The organism is Paenibacillus sp. FSL R5-192, from assembly GCF_000517845.1.
Classification (GTDB): domain Bacteria; phylum Bacillota; class Bacilli; order Paenibacillales; family Paenibacillaceae; genus Paenibacillus; species Paenibacillus amylolyticus.
On sequence record NZ_ASPR01000015.1, the window covers coordinates 150,120 to 170,903 of the forward strand.

At 43.3% G+C, this 20,784-nt stretch carries 17 protein-coding genes; 12 read left to right on the forward strand and 5 right to left on the reverse strand.

Annotated elements, in window-relative coordinates:
* Positions 1-32 precede the first annotated feature (32 nt).
* Both C161_RS15575 and C161_RS15580 read right to left on the reverse strand, forming a co-directional pair.
* A complete protein-coding gene (locus C161_RS15575; RefSeq protein WP_036615627.1) occupies positions 33-1,673 on the reverse strand; it encodes a response regulator in 1,641 nt (546 codons plus the stop codon).
* 11 nt (positions 1,674-1,684) lie between these two features.
* Entirely contained in the window at positions 1,685-3,394 is a 1,710-nt protein-coding gene (locus C161_RS15580; RefSeq protein WP_036671308.1) for a sensor histidine kinase, read from the reverse strand.
* Between the two features lie 146 nt (positions 3,395-3,540).
* On the opposite strand from C161_RS15580, the gene C161_RS15585 reads away from it, so the two are divergent.
* From C161_RS15585 to C161_RS15620, 9 genes are all read left to right on the forward strand, one after another.
* On the forward strand, positions 3,541-4,491 hold the full coding sequence (locus C161_RS15585) for an ABC transporter permease (protein WP_017688355.1): 951 nt from the start codon (positions 3,541-3,543) through the stop codon (positions 4,489-4,491).
* Positions 4,492-4,506: 15 nt separating this feature from the next.
* Positions 4,507-5,385: a carbohydrate ABC transporter permease gene (locus tag C161_RS15590; protein ID WP_017688354.1), complete on the forward strand. Its 879-nt coding sequence runs from the start codon at positions 4,507-4,509 to the stop codon at positions 5,383-5,385.
* A gap of 43 nt (positions 5,386-5,428) precedes the next feature.
* Positions 5,429-9,886, forward strand: a complete 4,458-nt coding sequence (locus tag C161_RS15595) for a carbohydrate binding domain-containing protein (protein ID WP_036671310.1) — start codon at positions 5,429-5,431, stop codon at positions 9,884-9,886.
* A 135-nt stretch (positions 9,887-10,021) separates the two neighbouring features.
* Entirely contained in the window at positions 10,022-10,150 is a 129-nt protein-coding gene (locus C161_RS32990) for a DUF6254 family protein (protein WP_235193827.1), read from the forward strand.
* 364 nt (positions 10,151-10,514) lie between these two features.
* Entirely contained in the window at positions 10,515-11,813 is a 1,299-nt protein-coding gene (locus C161_RS15600) for an NCS2 family permease (protein WP_017688352.1), read from the forward strand.
* Positions 11,814-11,978: 165 nt separating this feature from the next.
* The gene (locus C161_RS15605) at positions 11,979-12,956 is read left to right on the forward strand and encodes an alpha/beta hydrolase (RefSeq protein WP_036671311.1); all 978 of its coding nucleotides are present in this window, start codon (positions 11,979-11,981) and stop codon (positions 12,954-12,956) included.
* Positions 12,957-13,098: 142 nt separating this feature from the next.
* A complete protein-coding gene (locus C161_RS15610) occupies positions 13,099-13,863 on the forward strand; it encodes a MerR family transcriptional regulator (protein WP_036671313.1) in 765 nt (254 codons plus the stop codon).
* A gap of 12 nt (positions 13,864-13,875) precedes the next feature.
* A complete protein-coding gene (locus C161_RS15615; RefSeq protein ID WP_036671314.1) occupies positions 13,876-14,520 on the forward strand; it encodes a GNAT family N-acetyltransferase in 645 nt (214 codons plus the stop codon).
* Positions 14,513-15,529: an alpha/beta hydrolase family protein gene (locus C161_RS15620; RefSeq protein WP_036671316.1), complete on the forward strand. Its 1,017-nt coding sequence runs from the start codon at positions 14,513-14,515 to the stop codon at positions 15,527-15,529. Before C161_RS15615 ends, C161_RS15620 begins: the two co-directional genes overlap by 8 nt.
* 110 nt (positions 15,530-15,639) lie before the next feature.
* Here C161_RS15620 and C161_RS15625 read toward each other — a convergent pair whose 3' ends face one another.
* A complete protein-coding gene (locus C161_RS15625; protein ID WP_036671318.1) occupies positions 15,640-16,992 on the reverse strand; it encodes an MATE family efflux transporter in 1,353 nt (450 codons plus the stop codon).
* A gap of 136 nt (positions 16,993-17,128) precedes the next feature.
* Between C161_RS15625 and C161_RS15630 the strand changes: the two genes are divergently transcribed.
* Entirely contained in the window at positions 17,129-17,812 is a 684-nt protein-coding gene (locus C161_RS15630; protein WP_036671320.1) for a TetR/AcrR family transcriptional regulator C-terminal domain-containing protein, read from the forward strand.
* A gap of 46 nt (positions 17,813-17,858) precedes the next feature.
* Here C161_RS15630 and C161_RS15635 read toward each other — a convergent pair whose 3' ends face one another.
* On the reverse strand, positions 17,859-18,746 hold the full coding sequence (locus tag C161_RS15635; RefSeq protein WP_036671323.1) for a LysR family transcriptional regulator: 888 nt from the start codon (positions 18,744-18,746) through the stop codon (positions 17,859-17,861).
* 157 nt (positions 18,747-18,903) lie between these two features.
* On the opposite strand from C161_RS15635, the gene C161_RS32995 reads away from it, so the two are divergent.
* Together C161_RS32995 and C161_RS15645 are read left to right on the forward strand one after the other, a co-directional pair.
* Complete coding sequence (locus tag C161_RS32995) at positions 18,904-19,068, forward strand: hypothetical protein (protein ID WP_156946122.1); 165 nt, start codon at positions 18,904-18,906, stop codon at positions 19,066-19,068.
* Positions 19,058-20,236 (forward strand): MFS transporter, encoded by a 1,179-nt coding sequence (locus C161_RS15645; RefSeq protein WP_036671327.1) that lies wholly within the window; start codon positions 19,058-19,060, stop codon positions 20,234-20,236. The genes C161_RS32995 and C161_RS15645 overlap by 11 nt, the downstream gene beginning before the upstream one ends.
* 29 nt (positions 20,237-20,265) lie before the next feature.
* Here C161_RS15645 and C161_RS15650 read toward each other — a convergent pair whose 3' ends face one another.
* Entirely contained in the window at positions 20,266-20,667 is a 402-nt protein-coding gene (locus tag C161_RS15650) for a VOC family protein (RefSeq protein WP_036615598.1), read from the reverse strand.
* Between the last annotated feature and the right edge of the window lie 117 nt (positions 20,668-20,784).

Consider the following 20,784-nt stretch of genomic DNA (forward strand, 5'->3'; position numbering starts at 1 on the left):
ATTACTAGAACGTCAAGTCTGGCCTGAGTATCTTAAACCGGCAGATTTTCCCGATATTCTTGCGGTGTAAGATCATAAAATTTCTTGAAAACTCGAATGAAATATGCGGTATTGTTGTAACCGACAAGTTCTGCAATCTCAAACACTTTGGCGGTTGATGTTCGCAAATGATAGGCTGCTTTCTCCATTCTTAACCGGTACACATAGGCAGTAAGTGCTTCACCTGTCTCCGCCTTGTATACCTTGGACAAGTAGACTGGGTGCAGATGCACATGGTCGGCAATTGCAGGCAGTGATACATCTCCAGCCAGATGAAGGTCGACAAAACTTTTGACGCTACGCACAATGGTGCTGTGATTGTCTCTAAGCTCTTGTTCAGCATCATCTCGTATGTAATGAAGTGTACGCACGGACCAGTCCTGTAGCTGCTGTGCAGTGGAATAGCTGGGAGCTTGAAAGTAACGATAGGACTCTGCTGGTATCAAAGAAGAGATTTGTTTGCCATTTTTATGAATGATGTACGCAAACGCACCCGCTATAGCAAAATACACCTCAAAGGTTGACTCGGCAATATCATGATGTTCATTGGAATGCAGCAGTTCCGCAAAAATGTGTTCGATTTTCTGTTCCACATCCTCAAAGCGACCAGCTTCGAGCAGGCTAATCAACGTTGGTGGCTGATACAGCGACCTGATCGTATGTAGAGGGTTGGCATCCGTTTCATCGGAAGCGGTGACAAACAAACCTTGCACCTGACCCATCCGTTTACGCATGGACATAACCGTTCGCTCATAGAGTTCTCCAATTTCATGGGGAAACTTGCCCCAACTGGAGACGGAAATGGAGATTGCACCTTTCAGGTATAACTGAACATTGGTTTGAATCTGGGCAGCATACTGCTCAAGCAATGTCTGAGGCGTCTCACTCCTGCTATAACTCATCGTTGTGGAATGTTTCATGCTTACCAGAACAACAATGTAATCATGAACGTCTCGTGTGTGCCAGATATGAAAATGATTATGCATCACTTCACTTATGATATTACATATCGCATATTCCATTAGGGCCAGGTCGCCGTGCGCCATATCGGATAGATGTTTCTCCATACGGATAATCAACATGCCGAGATCTTCTCCTACGGAGTAGGGAAGCTCCAGCAGATCAAGCTTGTCTGCCAGCGTCTTCTGATCATAGACTTTTCCAGTCAGCAACTCATGCAGCATCGTGGATTGAAGCAATGGCAGATGATCCTGAAAGGCGTGTAAGGCTCTTTGATGAGATGCTGCGGTTTCCCACTTTTCTTTAATTCGATGAACAAGACGTTGCACGGATTCGATCAGATCTTCATCACTAACGGGTTTCAGTAAGTAATCAAAGCTTTCCTGCGCAATGGCCTGTTTCGCATATTCAAAGTCGGCGTGACCTGATAACAGAATCGTCTGCACATGAGGCCACTTTTCATGAATCGCTGTAATCAGTGCAATGCCTGACATTTCGGGCATACGTATATCCGTAATTACAATGTCAATGTCGTGGTTGTCCATAATTTCCAGCGCTACTGCACCGGATAATGCTTCATGAACTGTACCGATCCCGCAGCTTTCCCACGGAATGGTCTCTGCCAGCGTTTCCACGACGGAACGTTCATCGTCAACTAATAATATTTGCAGCATGGGTTGTTCACCTACTTGTCTGTATTGTCGTGCCACGTGATGTTAACTTTAATCCCACCCATTGAAGAATGATCATAAGATAGTCCAGATCCTTCACCGTACAGAAAAGATAAACGCTGATGGACATTCCATGTACCACATCCCATATTCTCATCCAGCGGTTTAAGAAGATTATCTCTCAGATGATCAAGTTGTTTCTCAGACATGCCAAGCCCGCTGTCCTCCACGATAATTGTGTACACATCATCCTCGCAGTCCGCATAGATTTTAATCTCACCATCTACCGATTTGGGCTCCAGACCATGAATAATAGCGTTCTCAATAATAGGCTGGAGGGTTAGTCTGGGAACTGTTTTATCTAAAATATCATGGGGCACGTCGATTGTAAAATGCATTCGTTCCAGACGAAGTGACTGGATTTCCAAATAATTTTTGACCATCGTCAGTTCTTCACGAAGCGTGGCTTGATCCTTTTCGGACCTGGTTATGTATCGGTAATACTCCCCCAGATTCAGTGCCATGGCTACCACGGCCTTTTCATTTTTCATTCGGGCCATGTTCTTGATATAGAACAGGCAGTTATATAAAAAATGCGGATTAATCTGCGATTGCAACTGTTTGAGCGTGGCTTCCCGACTTCGTAATTTCTCCTCATATACATTCTCGATTAACTCTTGAATTCGTTGAGCCATGATGTTGAAACGTGCAAATAACAGGCTGAACTCATTGCGTGCAGAATGATGAAGCCGAACGGAAAAGTCTCCGGTGGACAAGCGATTTGTCCCCTTAACCAACTGTAAAAGTGGAAGCTGCACACTTCGGTAGAGTGTATATAATACAACAACGCTCATCACGATCAGAACGGCAATTGAAGCGTAAAAGAGATTCCGGCTGCTCGTAATCGGTTTCAAAATTTGTTGCATAGGCACATAGTCAACATAATACCAGCCGAGGCTCTTGGATTGAATATAAGAGACGTAATATTCCGTTTTGTTCAACGTTGTACTGAATCCACCGCTGGCCTGCAGTTTTGCTTCTTTCAGGGAAGGCAGGATTGCGTTCAAGGTTTCCTTTCCAGAACTATTGCTAATTAATCCATAATCGGGATGGAACATGAACGGGTCACCTTTATTATTTAACTTGTTTTGATTAAGAAGTGCAGTTAAGTGATGAACTGGAAAACTGATTTTGGTAATCAATCTGGCTTTGCCAGGTCTCGCCATCGCTGTCGTTGGATCGGTAGTGTACCAGATAAACTGATTGTCAGCATAGGTCCAGGATTGCGAGAGAGGCTCCTTAAATTCATCATCCATGTACGGAATGTAAGCATAATAATCCGTTGATATCACTTTTTGCATCCTTGGGAAGTATAGTGTGATGGTCGAATGCCATTTGCTTGCTGCGTTGTACAGATTCATTTTCTCCAGAATGGCGCTTCCAACTTTCACACGTTCATAGGGAATGTCCTTATAGTCGGGACGTTGATATTCCTGAATACTCGAATCTTGCCCAATAGACATCCCATACAATGACAGTTGGTAAATATTGGATTCTACTGAATCAGCAAATGTCGAGAGATGATTCATCGTATTGTTCTGAATCTCGTGTTCGATAACACGCACGCTTTCCCGGTTCGAGTATGTATAGAGAAACAGCACCAGAATAAGCAGCATCACAAACAACAGTGTAATTTTGGTAAAGACATTCAAGCGTGTGAACAAAGTCCAACCTCCTTAATCTTATTAAAATATTGATATCGTTGTTGCAATATTAGGATATAGATCACAAATTTCCATTGCTATAATTTTAATATACAAGTTCACGATGACTTGTAAAATACAAAATTTAGAACATGGGGGATGCAGGAGTGAAGGAACATACGTTAGAAACGCCGCATAAACGGCGCTCCACCAGGGTTAAACAGCGCTGGAATATGCAACGGAACTGGACCTTGCATATGATGCTCATTCCAGCTGTATTGCTGGCACTGGTGTTTCAGTACATACCGATGGGCGGCATTGTAATTGCTTTTCAGGATTTCAAACCATACTTGGGATTTTCTGAATCCAAATGGGTGGGTTGGGACAATTTCCGATATTTATTCTTATATCCGGACGTAGGTCAGGTGATCTGGAATACGCTGGTCATTGCATTTTTCAAAATCATCGCAGGACTATTCGCTCCATTCCTGTTTGCCATTTTGCTCAATGAAGTACGCTTGACGGCATTCAAGAGAGTAAGTCAAACGCTTGTGTATCTACCGCATTTCCTATCATGGGTTATTCTCGGTGGTATTCTGCTCGATATCCTGTCTCCTCAGGGCGGCATGGTCAACCAGCTTGTCGTAGCCTTTGGAGGAGAACCGATCTTCTTCCTGGGAGACGGTACATGGTTCCGGATAACGCTGATCCTCAGTGATGTGTGGAAAGAATTTGGTTTTGGTACGATCGTATTTCTGGCTTCTCTCTCAGGAATTAATCCTGCGCTCTACGAGGCTGCAGAGGTGGATGGGGCCAACCGATTTAAACAGACGCTGCACATTACGATTCCGGCATTAATGCCGATTACAATCGTACTGATGACACTCTCTATCGGCAATATCCTGAACGCCGGTTTTGATCAGGTGTTCAACTTGTACAATCCGCTTGTGTATGACAAAGGCGACATCATTGACACCTTTGTATATCGACTCGGGATTCTGAACGGGAAGATGAGTTTTGCCACAGCAGTAGGGTTGTTCAAATCTGTGGTTGCTACCATTTTGATTGTTATATCTTACAGAATGGCTTACAAACTAGCTAATTATCGAGTTTTCTAGAGAGGAGAAAAGGGCTTGTATTATAAAACAAAAGGATACCGCATATTCAGCATCGCTAACTATACTTTTCTTGGGATATTATCGATACTCTGCATTTTACCAATTATTCATATATTGGCTGTGTCATTCAGCAGTATGGCGCCAGCATCATCAAACCTGGTTACCTTCTGGCCCATCGGGTTCACAACCGACGCATATGTAAAAACATTCGGGAATTCAAACTTCATCAACTCCTTAATCGTATCACTTAAACGGACTGTAATTGCGACGATCATTGGTATGGTCATCATGCTCTTAACCGCATTTCCGTTGTCGAAGGAAGACATCAGTTTTAAAGGTCGCTCCTTATATACGTGGTTTTTCGTATTTACCATTTTGTTCAGCGGCGGTTTGATTCCAAGTTACATTCTGATCCAGAAGCTTGGCTTGATGAATACAATCTGGGCGCTTATTCTGCCTGGCGCACTGTCCGTGTGGAACGTTATTCTCATGATGAACTTCTTCCGCGGTCTGCCCAAAGAACTTGAGGAAGCAGCTTATTTGGATGGAGCAGGTCATATCAAAACGTTGATTCTGGTCTACGTGCCGCTTTCACTTCCAGCTATCGCAACCTTGTCCTTATTTACGATGGTGTATCAGTGGAACTCCTGGTTCGACGGCATGATCTATATGTCTGATATTAAAAATTATCCACTTGCTTCTCTATTACAGACCATTATTGTTCAGCAAGATCTCAGCAAAATCAATGTCGATCCTTCCATGTTGGAGAATATCTCGCAGCGAACCGTACGCGCAGCACAGATCTTTATCGGCGCGCTTCCGATCCTGATGGTATACCCGTTTTTACAACGTTTCTTCGTTAAGGGGATCGTTATTGGAGCAGTTAAGGAATAGGCTATGCAAATGCAAGGATAACTGAGCTGAGGGAGGAAGAAGGATGAGAAAAGGACTGGCATGTATGGTGGCATGGAGTTTAATGGCTTCTCTCGTTTATCCAGCAACTGCTGGAGCAGAAAGTGTACAGGGTCAAGCGGAGGTGGGAAATGTGCAGGCGAAAAGCCTGCACTTCTCTGTTCCCTATACAGACCTGACGGGGCATTGGTCACAATCTGCAGTTACACGGTTGCAAGACTTGAATTTATTGAAAGGTTATACGGACGGTACATTCAAGCCCAGTCAGGTCATTAGCCGAGCTGAATTCGTGATGATTCTGGATCGGGCCTTTGGTTTCACCGGTAATGCGGCGACTGGTTCATATGCGGATATGACTTCAGACGATTGGTACTATGACGTGATGGTACGAGCGAATGGTTCTGGCATCATCGAAGGGACAGACCGTGAACATCTGTCACCACAACAACCGATTACACGCCAAGATGCAGCGGTTATGGTAGATCGAGCTTTTCAACTTTCAGCGGTTACAAATGAAGATAGTGAACAATTGAAATTTCAGGATGCAGATGATATTTCCGGTTATGCAAAGAAAGCGCTTACCTATCTGGTGAACGAAAATATTCTTAAAGGTTTCCAAGGCAAATTAAATCCCAAAGCCCCGATTACACGAGCGGAGACGGCAGAGTTACTGTCAGCGATGATTGCAGATGTAAAAAGCACTCCTGGAACATATGAGTCCCGGGTAGATGGCAACTTGATTATTAAATCGACGGATGTCACGTTGAAAAATATGATTGTTAATGGAAATCTGCTGCTGGCAGAAGGCATAGGCGAGGGATCTGTTGTTCTTCAGGGCGTAACTGTTACAGGAAGTGTCATCATTAAAGGCGGAGGCAGTCATTCCATCAACATTAACAACTCCAAGCTGAAGCGAGTAGTCGTTGACAAACGTGGGGAACCCGTCAGAATTGCCATTACGGAAGAAAGCAACATTCAGGAGATGCATGTAAAGCAGAAATCCATTCTGGAGATCTCTTCAAACAGCCTGATTGATTCCATGAATATTCATGCAGAAGCGAGTCAGACTCGAATGGATACCAAAGGTACGATCCAAAAATTGAGTGTAGATGCCGATGATGTTGTGATCAACGGAGAGAAAGTAAAACAAGGATTGCGCACATCCATGGTGGGTGAAGCCCAACAACCTGCTTCATCGCAGCCTGGTGGTTCAACAAATGTGACAAGTACACCCACACCATCTTCTCCAGACGGGCAATCACCGTCTACACCATCAACACCAAGCAATCCGGCTGGCGAAAAACCGGTTCCAGCAACAACGATTCCGCATGATCAATGGGAGCTGGTCTGGAATGATGAGTTTAACGGGCCTTCGATTGATGCTTCCAAATGGACCGTGCAGGATACAGGACTCGTTTATAACAATGAAATGCAATATTATAGCCCTGATAACACTCGCATTACAAAAGATCAGAATCGAAGCGTGTTGCAGATTGAAGCAAAAAAGGGTCCGAAAAACGGTAAAGATTACAGCTCTGGCAAACTGATCTCCATGGGAAAAGGCGACTGGACCTACGGTAAAGTAGTTGTACGTGCGAAGCTTCCTATTGAAAAAGGCATGTGGCCTGCCATATGGATGATGCCAACAGATGAAGCACATTATGGTGGATGGCCTGCCTCTGGAGAAATCGATATTATGGAGCTAATTGGTGGCAAAGAGAGTAATAACAAGGTATATAGCACATTGCATTATGACAGTGTGAAGCCTGACGGCTCCCATGGACATGATCAGGGAAGTCTTACTCTTCCGAAGGGAGAAACTTTCGCTGACGATTATCACGATTTCCAGGTGGAATGGTTGCCGGGTATGATTCGTTTCTATGTGGATGGAAAGCTGCATCATGAAGTGACCAACTGGCAAACGAAGGCCGCCGGCCAACCCGAGTATTATACGTTCCCTGCACCATTTGATCGTCCATTCTATCTGATTCTGAATCTGGCAGTTGGAGGAGACTGGCCGGGGGCACCTGAAAGCAACTTCACTTCCGAAAAGATGAATGTTGATTTTGTGCGAGTATATTCTTACAAAAATCTAGACACATGGCCTGATGTAACAACAAATCCCATCGAGCCTGTGCAACAGCGTGACCCACAAGCCGATGGCAATCAAATATACAATGAACGTTTTGCGGAAGGGTCTGAAGACAATGGAGTGCCTCTTCAGTGGAAATTCATCACAAATGCTGATGGAGCTGGCAGTGTCAAAGTTGTAACGGATGAGCAGAAAGGGAAAGCAGCAGAAGTTACCATTGATGCATCGGGTACTGAAAACTACTCGGTTCAACTCACTCAGATGCCGATGTACATCAAGAAAAACAAAAAGTACAAGATACAATTTGATGCGAAAGCATCTGCTAACCGTACGATCATGTCCAAACTGAACCAATTCGAAAAAAGTTGGACCAATTATTCGGGTGATAACACCTTTGCACTCACGACAGATTGGCAATCCTATGACTATACCTTCAATATGCGGGATGGCACGGATAACAATGCCAGATTCGAATTTAATCTGGGGTTGGATGATACAACCGTTTGGTTTGCCAATGTCAGGCTGATCGAGGTGGGTGAAGCTGATCCGTTAACTGTCGAACGAAACGCGCTACCTGATGGCAACTTTATTTACAATGGCACATTCGATCAAGGCAAGGAGCGTCTGGGATTCTGGTCAAGCAGCATTCAGGACAGTGCGGCAGCCAATATAAGTGTAAATAACTTTTCGAAATTCCCAATTATGGAGCGTCAGCTGGTTGTTGATGTTACTCAAACGAATAATGACCCACAACAAGTTTCGGTGAACCAACCGGATTTGAAACTGGAAGCGAATACAACGTATGGTTTCTCCTTAGATGCCAAGGCAGACACACCGCGAAGTATCGACATTGATGTTGTCAGCAGTAATGGGCATACGGTACAGGTTCATCAAGGACAAAACCTCTCCTTGAACCAAGAAATGAAAACATACACCGGAGAAATCATCATTGGAGATGGAGCATCAATCGCACAATCCGAGCTAAAACTGTTATTCGGCAGTTCTAAAGGTAAGGTATATGTGGACAATGTTCGTCTGACGAAACGCGGCAAACCTCTGTCAGTGAATGGCTACGCACATGTTCCTGCAACCGAAGCCTGGATGATGCAGGGCTTACAACTGGAGGACTCCGTAGAAGGAGGAAAACATGTCAGTTACATGGATCAGGGAGATCTGCTGCAATATAAAATCGATGTAGCTCACGACGGAGTATATGTTCTGTCTGCCCGAATGGCCAGTGGAAAAAGTGATTCCAAGGTTCAGTTCAGCATTCAGGATGAACAAGGTACAACCGTTGCACAATCAGACCTGAGTCTCGGAGACACGGGTGGATGGCAAGCATATAAAACGGTGTATTTTCCAGGGGTCAACTTGACAGCAGGCAAACCCTATTATGTGAATTTTGAAGGAGCAGATTATAATACACGTTGGGTGGATATTTCACAAAACAAAATTCAGAACAGTGAGCTAACAGCTGATCTGAATCATTGGGAGCTAACTCCTAATGATCTGACAGCCTCACATGACGAGGGTGAAGGATTAATGGTTAAATTGCCTGGTACAAGTGAACATTGGTGGGATGCTTTGTTGCAACAAGGTCAGATCAAACTGGATGCAAACAAAACGTACCGACTTACCTTCGAGGGATCTGCTTCCAGTCCTAAATCCATGCAAGCGGTTCTTTCTCAGAATGCAGGGGATTTTGTGAAGTATTTTGAAGAAGAAGTGGAATTAACCGCAGATCAAAAGTCGTATAGTTATACCTTCACCATGGGAGATACCTCAGATTCGGCAGCTATGCTTGCATTTGGATTAGGATATCCGCTTTCTACAGGTGAACACTCGATTCACATCAATAACGTCCAATTATATGAAGTTAATCCGAATGCAGATCAAGGAGGGCAGCCTGCTCATGTTAATCTTATTCCTAATGGAGACTTCTCCAAAGGTAAGGAAGGTTGGTTTACCCATGCGGACGGTAATGCAGCGGACCTTGAGATGCAAGTTAGCAATCAACAGCTTCAAGCCAAGATTGGTCATGCAGGACAGCATCCATGGGATCGTCAAGTCATCAATGAAGGATTCGGCATACAGCAAGGTTTTAAATATAAATTAACGTTTAAAGCCAAAGCGGAGAAGTCCAGGAAATTGGGTTTGGGGATTGGATGGGTCGATGCAGCTGCCAACTATGAATGGCATGGGTTCTTTGGGGCACGAGTTGATTTGACCCCAGAAGAACAGGAGTTCACGTTTACATTTGATGCAACAGAAGACAGCTATGCGAATACTCGAATTTCATTTGATCTGGGTAACATTGATGGTGAGCAAGATGGCAACACAACCGTCTCATTATCCGAGGTCAGCTTGATTAATCTGGGTCCTGCCAATTAGCTTTTGAATTCTCTATAATTTGTCTTATATGCTTGCCTAATTCTCTTATTACCTATACAAGCAGAATAAAGTTGTTCAGGAATGACATCATAAAGAAGTAGTATACATCTCAGTTTCCAGAGGAGGATATCTTGTATGGCTGACCAGAAGAAAAGAAAAGAAGCTGCCTGGAAGTCACGAAAGCAAGAACAGCATCCCCATGGCAAAATCAAATCGCTAAAAAAATTATCCAGCGAATATGAAGAGAAACCTACTACGAATTAAGCAAGAGACTGTCAGTGAACATTGCTGGCAGTCTTTTCTTCATATATCGCAGACATTGAGCGATACGTACTTACTCTATCCTAAAAACGAATGAACAAAAGAGATAATGTCTGTATAGTTCGTAAATAACTGTGAACAAATCGTTAATTCATTGACATTGCATGTAATTTTAATTAGAATACGAAATGGACTTCAGGTTGAAAACAGATATGAGTATCTTTATGTTTAGTTTAGAGCTTAGCTGTTGAATCTTTAAATCCTAACAACGAATATAGGAGCGCGAATATTACAATCCTATATGAAGATTAGGATTTTTTGTTTTTAGCTTTGGAGTATAATTTGAAAGTTGGAGGCTGGCTTTACCATGGACAAATGGTTCAAACTTAAAGAACGAGGCACGACTATCCCCACAGAAATTATTGCAGGGGTTACAACATTTTTCACAATGGTATACATAGTTATCGTAAACCCAGGAATACTCAGCAGCACAGGCATGGACTTTAACGGAGTATTCATAGCAACGGTACTTGCAAGTATTGTGGGAACTCTGATTATGGGAATATGGTCCAATTATCCAATCGTCATTGCGCCGGGTATGGGCCTGAATGCATTCTTTGCCTATAGCGTAGTTGCCGGGTATGGCGTATCTTGGCAGGTTGCATTGGGAGCCGTATTTATAGCAGGGATTTTGTTTATTATTTTATCACTGACTTCATTCCGTTACATGTTGCTAGATGCAATTCCTGCTAGCTTAAAACATGCCATAACCGCAGGGATCGGATTGTTTATTACAACGGTAGGTTTGCAAAATGCCGGGATTATTGCCGATTCAGAATCGAATTTGATTACGATCGGAAACTTGGCTGAGCCAATGGCTTATCTGACCATTATCGGATTGATTATTACCGTTGTGCTGATGGCTTATAATGTGAAAGGTTACCTGTTCATCGGAATGGTGGTAACAGCGATACTTGCCTGGATCATGGGACTATTCCAAATGCCGGAATCGATTGTATCCATGCCGCAAGGCCTCGCGTCAACGGCTTTGCAACTGGATCTGGCAGGTGTATTCTCGAATGGTTTATATACAATCATATTTACCTTCTTGTTGATCACGCTGTTTGATACGACAGGCACGATGCTCGGCGTTGCTGAACAAGCAGGATTGCTTAAGGATGGTAAATTCCCACGCTCGCGTGGCGCATTATTGGCAGATGCCGTAGGAACAACCTCAGGTGCTTTGCTCGGAACAAGTCCAACATCGGCTTACATCGAATCCAGCACAGGGGTAGCTGCAGGAGGAAGAACGGGACTGACAGCGGTAACGGTAAGTGTGCTGCTTGCGCTGACCTTGTTCTTCACACCAATCGTAAGTGTAATATCAAGCATTCCGGCGATTACTTCTCCGGCACTGATTATTGTTGGATACTTTATGATTAACGTTATCAGCAAAATCAAATGGGATGATCTCGAAGAAGCATTTCCTGCCTTCCTGATTATCATTCTTACTCCATTGACGCATAGTATTGCAACAGGCATCGGCGTAGGTTTCATCTTTTATCCGGTACTCAAGCTGCTTCGTGGAAAAGGTAAAGATGTTCATCCAATCTTCTACATTTTTGCGGTATTGTTCTTCATTCAGCTTGTGTTCCTGGACCACTAAAACTGTCTTATCCTATGGAGAACTGCTCTCAACAAGCAGCTCTCTTTTTTTATGTAGTTCATACTCCGTTCATATTCCCGTCACGAAGGGGACATCTTCCATGGTTACACTATACCTATGTCGCAAGAGCGGCTCTACAGATATAAACGACAGGAGAAGATGGAAATGGCAGAAGCAGTGGATGTAACAACAACGGGGACTAAGGGCCGTAAAAAACGGTACTTATGGTTGAAAATAATAGGTGGTATTGTCGGCGCGCTGGTGCTGTTCATGGGCATCACGTTTGTCGTTCATACGATAAGTAATGGGGCCGAGAAAAAGAAAATCGAATCGTACGGCCAACATGTCAATGTTGATGGGAAGAATATGAATGTATCCATTCAAGGTAGCGGCGAACAAACCATCGTGTTACTTCCCGGACAAGGAACACCGTCACCAGTACTTGATTTCAAATTGTTAATCGATGAATTAACTTCCGATTACAAAGTTGTGGCGATTGAGCCTTTCGGTTATGGGTTAAGTGACCAAACCGAAACGGAGAGAACCACCGAGAATATTGTTAGTGAAATTCATGAAGCTGTACAGCAGCTCGGTATAGATCGTTATATTCTGATGGGGCATTCCATCACGGGACTGTACGCGGCGACTTATGTGAACACGTATCCGGATGAAGTCTCTGCTTTTGTCGGGATCGATAGCAGTGTTCCGAATCAACCTGGCATGGATGTTAAATTACCTTTGAACTTAATGAAATTCTTTCAAAAATCAGGCTTAATGAGAGTACTCAATAAAGTGAGTGGTGATTCATATGCATCACTTGACTATGATGAACATACCAAAGAACAGATGAAGTTGATTTCGAATCAAGTCTCAACAAATCCGACATTAGTAAATGAGCTTAAACATCTGGGTTCCAATTTCAAAAATGGAGAAAAACTCACGTATCCTAGTGATCTGCCAGTGCTTCTCTTTGTTCAATCCAATAACGAGAAAAACCCGCAGTGGATTCCGTTACATGAAGCACAAGCCAAACAATCCGCGCAGGGCAAAATGATCCCAATGGAAGGTTCACATTACCTGCATCATACGAAATACAAAGAAATTGCCGAGGAATTCAAATCTTACATGAAACAAATCCAATAGCATGATTGATTAATAAACTGCGGTACCGAATCTGGTGCCGTGGTTTTTTTGTTATCAGGAGAGGCTAAAATAAAAACTTGACCTTAGGTCAGACCTAAGGTTTATGCTTGTAATATGAAAAACAGCAAAGGTGGTGAATTGGTTGAGTGATGAAATTACGATTAGTGAGCTGGCAAAGCTGATGAAAGTCTCTGTACATCAAATTCGATACTTCGAAGAAAAAGGGGTGTTGGCCCCTGCTTATATTGCAGAAAACCAATACAGGATGTATGGGGTAGATGAAATTTACCGTCTATCTCATATTTTGTTGCTTCGCAAAATGGGACTGTCTGTTCAAATGATCAAGGAATGTTTGAGTAATCTGACAACCGTTCAAATCACATCATTATTTCGCCAAGCGTTGGCAGACACGGAAGCAGCCATCACTCAGCTTCAGCAAACAAAGCACCTTATCAGCAAGTTGTTGCATGAGCAAGAGCATATTCCGCTTGAGGATCAAGTGACTTATTATATTGATACTCGTGAGGAGATTCACTTATCCCTGTGGTTCCATATGGAAGCGCAAGAGTACTTGCAAGCAAGGCAACTGATCCAACTTAAAGAAAACATTCCCAATTTATTTGAAGCCGACATCCATTATGCGTACGATGAGACGGACACCGTAGGAATTTATACACAAAAGGAGGGAGCAAACGATTTAGTTTTGCCTAGAGGAAAATACCTTTCTCGTCATGTATATGTACAAATTGAAGCTGAACTCAAAGAACATATCAACGAATTCTATGCTTATGCAGAACACCAGGGCTATCCCTATCACGGTCCACTTATTATGGTAGAAAAATCTTATTTATCTTTATTTACACCAGAAAAGCTTCATTATGAGCTGTTGTTACAAATGATCGATTAGGGGAGGCACACAGTGACAACTTCCATTCAGATAGAACCCGTTTGTCCCCAGTTTCATCAAGCTGTTGCTGAACTCATGGCTTATGGTTTTGGACACAAATTTCAAAAGATCACTTCATTGTCCATAACTGATCTGGCTTACGTATTTGAACAGTTGCTCAATCATCCGCCCATGGAACAAAGTACTCTTCGTATCATTGCTCGTGAAAATGAGGAGATTGTTGGCACCATGTGCTTGAAATGGAAGGAAGCAGATAACAGAGCAGCAATAACAAGCGTTCGTGCCAATCCTCATTGGTGGAGCCAGTGCAATAGAGTTGGCATGTGGAAACTGCTTCAGTTAATAACTGGTTTACATCTGCTGAAGCATACTCCTACATTAGGCGAATGTTATGTGGAAGATCTGGTTGTACATCCACAGCACCAAGGCAAGGGAATTGGTACGCAGTTGCTTCAATGGGCACAGAAATATATGTTGCAATCCAAATCAATGTCATCTCTTAGCTTGCATGTGGCAAGTCAGAATCATCAAGCGATACAGTTATATGAACGCTATCAATTTCGCAAGCAGTATAGCACAAACAGCTTTCTGACCGGCCTGCTCTTAGGCGAAAACCAATGGCATTACATGATTTACAAAGGAGATAGTTATGTTTAATTGGAAAAAACGATACATCTCAGTTATTGTGGCAATCTTACTGATGGTTGGTGCAGGACTGTACATAGTCGATCAAAGTGATTTTGACATGGAGGAACAAACCATTGAAATTCAATCTCCACAGGGTAAGTTAACAGGTACGCTCACGTTACCCAGAAACCATTCAGGCAAGCTAGGTCTAGTACTGTTTATTCACGGTGACGGTCCGATAGACTCTACTCATGGTGAGGGATACAAACCGTTGTGGGAGCGACTGGCATCGATCGGGTATGCATCCTTGTCGCTAGATAAACGGGGAATCGGGGGTTCAGAGGGAAACTGGCTAGATCAAAGCATGGATGATCGTGTTGTGGAGGCACAACACGCAATTGCATGGGCGAAAGAACAATCCATCATTGATGATTCCAAAATAGGCGTATGGGGTGCCAGCCAAGCAGGCTGGGTGATTCCTAAGCTTGCTGGGCAAGAACATCTCGCCTTCAGTATCTTGGTATCACCAGCGATAAACTGGTTGGAACAGGGAGAATACAACACACGTAGCCAAATGGCGAAAGACGGTCATTCCACGGAGGAGATTCAAAATCAGGTCGATTATGAAAACCAGATTAAAGAGATTTTAAAGAAACATGGCACATATGAAGAGTACACCAAGATTGCTCGAGAGCATGATCTGATTTCCAAAGAACGCTGGAACTTCATAAAGAAAAATTTTGCTTCAGATGCCACGGCGGATTTGCATCATTTCAAAACCCCGGTGCTACTTCTGCTTGGAGAAGATGATGTGAATGTGGACATTGTTGATACAGAGCAAGCATACCGTAAAGGAATTCAGCCATCTTCCTTGCTTCATGTGAAAATCTTCTCTAATACAGAACATTCGATGTTACCAACCTCTATTGCAGGCTCGGAATGGAAACAATCACTACGATTTCTGCTTGCTCCGAGAAGCATTACAGTGGATGGGTATATGGATGAAATAGAACATATGCTGACCGCTTTTTCCTTATAACAGAGGGTTTACGATCTCTTCGTATCACCAGATAGATAATTTTCATTTCGAAATGAAAGAGCAGGGTCAGGGAGCGCCCTTATCCTGCCTTTTTGCGTGTTATATGTTAACTACTGTGCCAAATGTTCCAGATCCGGCTGCAATTTGGTCCGCAAAACATATAACATAATGGCCCCAACTAGGAAAGCCACGGCATCCGCAATAACGAGCGACCAGATCACTCCATGAAAGCCATTCATTTGATTAGCGATATACAATATAGGAATTAGTGTAATCCCTTGAATTATGGACATAACAAACGCGGCGGTTCCTTGGGCTGTTGCTTGGAAGATCCCCATAAACAAAGAAGTCATTCCTGTAATAAACAAGGATAAGAAGGTTACATGCAGAATGTAGCTACCCATTTCAATTAATTGCGGGTCAGTCGTAAATAAACCAATCAAGTGGTCAGAGATCAGATAAACGATAACACCGAACATGACGGCTAAGCCCAAAATAGCTTTGATCGTGAATCCAATCGTTTGTTTCATACGTAATTTGTTCGCTGTGAATGAGAAGGCAATCAACGGCACAACTCCCTCGCACAAGCCCATCAGAATAAATTCAGGAAATTGCAGTAAACGTGATGATATTCCATACCCCGCAACGGCCTGATCCCCATATTCGACAAGAAAAAGGTTAAGAATAAGCGACATTGCACCCAAGAAGACACTCATAACAAAGACGGGAACACCGATTTTGAACACATTGCTCAGGATGTCCTTGGTCACCTTGAACCATTTCAGGGAGACGGTTAAGAATTGGCTCTTATAACTCATATGGTAAGCGTAAAATGCACTCGCAACCAAGTTGGAGATGACGGTAGCAGATGCAACGCCAATCACACCCCAATGGAAGACAAAAATGAATAATGCATCAAGGATAATATTTATAACAACACTGAGAATCATACCGGTCATAGAAGTCATTGCTGAACCTTCTGAGCGCACGATATTCTCCAGGGTGAAGAATAAGATGACGAAGGGTGAACCCATAAGCATAATCGTGACATACTCTTTCGTAAATCCGAAGGACTCTGGCGTTGCCCCCAGCCCATGAACGATTGGTTCAATCAGCGGGAGCCCAACGGCCATCACAATAATTCCGAGAACTAAACTGCTGTAAAAGGCAAATGAAGATACATGCTTCAGATCATCTACTTTTTTCTCTCCCAGCAAACGGGAGATGAATGTGCCGCTGCCTATACCAATTAAATTACCAAGGGCCATGATAACCGCGAATAAAGGTAAAGTTAATGCGAGTGCGGTTAACATTGCCGTATTACCCAGTGTGCCAAGGAAATAGGCATTCAAGATGGAGTAAATAACACTCATTGACGTGCCTAGCATCATTGGGACAGCAAAATGAGCTACGGCTTTGGCGATTGGTGCTTTTTCAAAGTAATGGAGGTTTTCTGCATCCATGTGGGTCACTACTTTCTTCGTTAATATTGATCTAATCTAACACCGTTAGATTGAACCTTACAGTGTTAGATGTTATCATGAACTTATGAACCTGTAAAGCATAAACTTACACTGTTAGATAAAAGGGCGGATACTGATGAAAAAACAACAGCCTCAGATTTCGGAAGATAAGATTTTGGAAATTTCGTGGGAGCTTCTCGGGGAAGAGGGCATCGAGAAATTCAGCATGAGACGCTTGGCAGACAAGTTGGGGATTCAGGCTCCATCTCTATACTGGTACTTCAAGAGCAAGCAGACGCTCTACCAGCGTCTGGCCAACCAGATATCGAAAATTATTCTGGACGAGTTTCATACTGAAGGGGACTGGAAGGAGCAGATGGAGGGGCTTGCGGTGACGGTACGGAGTGTGCTCAGCAGATACCCGTGCTCCACACAGCTCATGATGATGACGTTGCCCCATGAACCGGACATGATCCGCTTCACCAACCGCATGTTGCTCTGCATGGAATCAACACCGCTAGAGCAAGAGCAGAAATTACAGGCCGTTCTTACACTGGTCAACTATGTATTCTATTTCGTACTCGACGATTATCAGCATCAGCGCAATATCTCTGCTGTTATTAAGGACCAGGAAGCACTTCAGGGTGAAGAGATGATACATCTTCTGGACTCTATGAGTGAGAAGGAAGCGGGACTTTTCAGCAGGATGTATAAGAACGGTCTGTTTGAGGTGATGGGAACCGACGGAGCTTTCGAGTTCGGCTTGAAGCTTATTTTGCTCGGGATTGAACAAGTCATAAAGAAACCCACCGAGAATTAAACTCCGGTGGGTTTCTTCTTATACTAACGTTAATCCCTTTATCAGTCTAAAATTTAGCCTGAATTTCTTTTAAAAACAAATCCGCAGCGGTCGAAAAGACCTGATGTTTTTTCCAAACGATATTTAACCCAGATTCAAGTCTTGGCTCTAGAGGTCTGAAACAAAGATCGCTTTCACTGGACGTATTCACTATTTTATCAAGTGTTAATGCATAACCAATGCCTTCTTCAACCATAATGGCAGCATTATATGCAAGATTGTATGTAGTTACGACGTTTAATTTGTCAAAATCTTCACCAAACCAATCCGCAAACTCATTTTTCGAAAATGTTTGCTTCATCGACTGTCGTGAACAGATCAGTGGAACATGTAATAAGTCTGTAGATCGAATCGTATCTTTGGAGGCGAGCGGACTTTCTTTTCTCATCACCACTCCCCAAACATCTTTGTCCGAGAAATTGATATAGTTATATTTGGAGACATCCGCTGGCTGGATTAGAATACCGAAGTCAAGGAGTCCCTTGTCAAGCCGCTCAGTTACATCATCTTCGTTACCGCTGTATAGGTGATAGCGTATATCGGGATATTTATTCTGAACTTCTTTTGCCACTCTTGCAATCTGTTTCATGGCTTCCGTTTCTCCACCGCCAATATAAATATCTCCACTTATGGTTTCTTCCATGGATTCAAATTCTGCCTCTAATTTATCAACCATACCTACAATTTCTTCAGCTCTATTCCTTAAAAGCATACCTTCATCTGTGAGAATAATACTGTAACTACTGCGAATAAATAATTTCTTTCCCAACTCTTGTTCAAGGTCTTTCAATTGTCTGGACAAGGTGGGCTGCGTAACATGCAAGAAATCAGCAGCGCGTGTAATGCTTCCTTCTCTGGCGACCGTAAGAAAATAACGCAATACTCTAATCTCCATCGTAACTCCTCCTTTATCCCTTATATTCTACAATAAACCTTACAGAAATGCCTTTCAAGCATAACTTGTTATAAGATATGAGTATTTGCTATGTGGTGTATAAACGCTAAACTAAAAAGCAAGGCAACTGGAGAAGAAATTGAAAGGAATGAATGATATGGATAAGACAAAAGTATGGTTTATCAATGGCGCTGGTCGAGGTATGGGCACAACTATTGCTAAGGCTGCTTTAACTGCTGATGCAGAGCAGAAAATTGCCAACCTTCAGACAGAGATCAATGCTTACCGGGATCTCTCTAAATCCATGGCATATGACAACTAAACGAAATCACCTGCTTGTATTCATTCTGACCTTTGGTGTATTCAGTATTTTAAATACGGAGATGGGCGTAATCGGAATCTTGCCTTTGATTGCAGAACATTACGAGGTCAGTATCTCAACCGCTGGTTTGATCGTGAGTCTTTTTGCGCTTGCGGTTGCTATATCTGGCCCCATTTTGCCCTTATTATTTTCGGGCATAAACCGCAAGCATGTCATGTTGTTTGTACTTGGCATTTTTATTGTGGGCAGCCTGGTCTCCGCCATCACATCAAACTTTACGGTATTGGTCATTGCACGTGTCGTTCCGGCTTTTTTCCATCCGGTCTATTGCTCATTGGCATTTACGGTCGCAGCGGCGTCAGTCCCCAAGGAAAAAGCGCCGAAGGCAGTCGCTAAAGTATTTGTAGGCGTGTCGGCAGGCATGGTACTTGGAGTACCCCTTTCGAGCTTGATTGCCACCAGCACATCGTTGTTCTATGCGATGTTGTTCTTTGCCGCCGTAACGATCGTTGCATTTGTAGCAACACTTCTTTTTGTGCCCTCAATGCCAGTTACGAAAAGAATCTCTATGGGTACTCATCTGTATGTATTGAGAAGATCCGTGATGTGGCTATCCATTGCTGGCGTGATTTTCATGAACGGAGCTGTATTTGGGGTCTATAGTTACCTTGCCGAGTTTCTGAAAACCGTGACAGGATATGACTGGAACACCGTCAGTGTGTTGTTATTTCTATATGGCTTGGCCAATATGGTTGGGAACATGATAGCAGGGAAACTGCTCGCTACTTTCCCTTTGAGAACGATCAAGATGTATCCCATTGCATTAATAACGGTATACATCTTGTTGTTCACCTTCGGACAATTCAGTGTGCCAACAGCCTTCCTTATTTTCATTTGGGGGATCACAGGAGGCATAGGGGGCAATATCACTCAATATTGGGTGGTATCGGCAGCACCAGAGGCACCCGAATTGTCGAATGGGATCTTTCTAACCTCTTCCAACCTGGGAACAACACTTGGTGCTAGTGTATGTGGACTAATCGTAACTGGAATAAGTACACAATATATTGTAGTTGGAGGAATGGTGTTCCTTATCTTTAGTATCGTAACGAATTACTTCAGAATCTCCATGACTGGCCGATTCGAGGGCTCCAAAGTTGAAGGATAAGAGGCGGATGTAGTGATAGCCGTTATACATTACCGTTTCGGCATTTTGCTCTCATCCATATACAATAGGTTCCAGCGGTGACCGTCCAGGTCGGCAAATCCCGCGCCGTACATCCAGCCGTCTATTTCACCCGGCTTGCCAAAGATGGTTCCTCCAGCTAACTCGACTTTTTTAATAAAAGCATCAACTTCTTCTCTGCTGTCAGCACCAATGGAAAATATCACTTCTGCGCTATGGGAAGTATCTGCAGTTTTGGCACCCGTAAATTTCTCAAACGTTGCATCTGGAAACAGTAGAATCGTTGTTGAGCCTATGACAAGCTGGGCTCTCTCGTTGCCAACATTCTCCCCATGGAATCCAATCTCATTGAAAAAGGTAGTGGATTGCACAACATCTTTCACCGGCAGGTTCATCCAGATTTTTTGTGACATGGCAGTAGCCTCCTAGAGTATATTTTCGACACTCTTACTATACTCTACCTCAATTCAAAATTACATAATCGGGTACATACGATTATGAAAGCGTTAGAAATAACCGGTATAATGAAG

Coding starts and splice junctions, on each gene's coding strand:
- C161_RS15575 (WP_036615627.1), bottom strand. CDS start 1,673: ATGCTGCAAATATTATTAGTTGACGATGAACGTTCCGTCGTGGAAACG.
- C161_RS15595 (WP_036671310.1), top strand. CDS start 5,429: ATGAGAAAAGGACTGGCATGTATGGTGGCATGGAGTTTAATGGCTTCT.
- C161_RS32990 (WP_235193827.1), top strand. CDS start 10,022: ATGGCTGACCAGAAGAAAAGAAAAGAAGCTGCCTGGAAGTCACGAAAG.
- C161_RS15600 (WP_017688352.1), top strand. CDS start 10,515: ATGGACAAATGGTTCAAACTTAAAGAACGAGGCACGACTATCCCCACA.
- C161_RS15605 (WP_036671311.1), top strand. CDS start 11,979: ATGGCAGAAGCAGTGGATGTAACAACAACGGGGACTAAGGGCCGTAAA.
- C161_RS15620 (WP_036671316.1), top strand. CDS start 14,513: ATGTTTAATTGGAAAAAACGATACATCTCAGTTATTGTGGCAATCTTA.
- C161_RS15625 (WP_036671318.1), bottom strand. CDS start 16,992: ATGGATGCAGAAAACCTCCATTACTTTGAAAAAGCACCAATCGCCAAA.
- C161_RS15630 (WP_036671320.1), top strand. CDS start 17,129: ATGAAAAAACAACAGCCTCAGATTTCGGAAGATAAGATTTTGGAAATT.
- C161_RS15635 (WP_036671323.1), bottom strand. CDS start 18,746: ATGGAGATTAGAGTATTGCGTTATTTTCTTACGGTCGCCAGAGAAGGA.
- C161_RS32995 (WP_156946122.1), top strand. CDS start 18,904: ATGGATAAGACAAAAGTATGGTTTATCAATGGCGCTGGTCGAGGTATG.
- C161_RS15645 (WP_036671327.1), top strand. CDS start 19,058: ATGACAACTAAACGAAATCACCTGCTTGTATTCATTCTGACCTTTGGT.
- C161_RS15650 (WP_036615598.1), bottom strand. CDS start 20,667: ATGTCACAAAAAATCTGGATGAACCTGCCGGTGAAAGATGTTGTGCAA.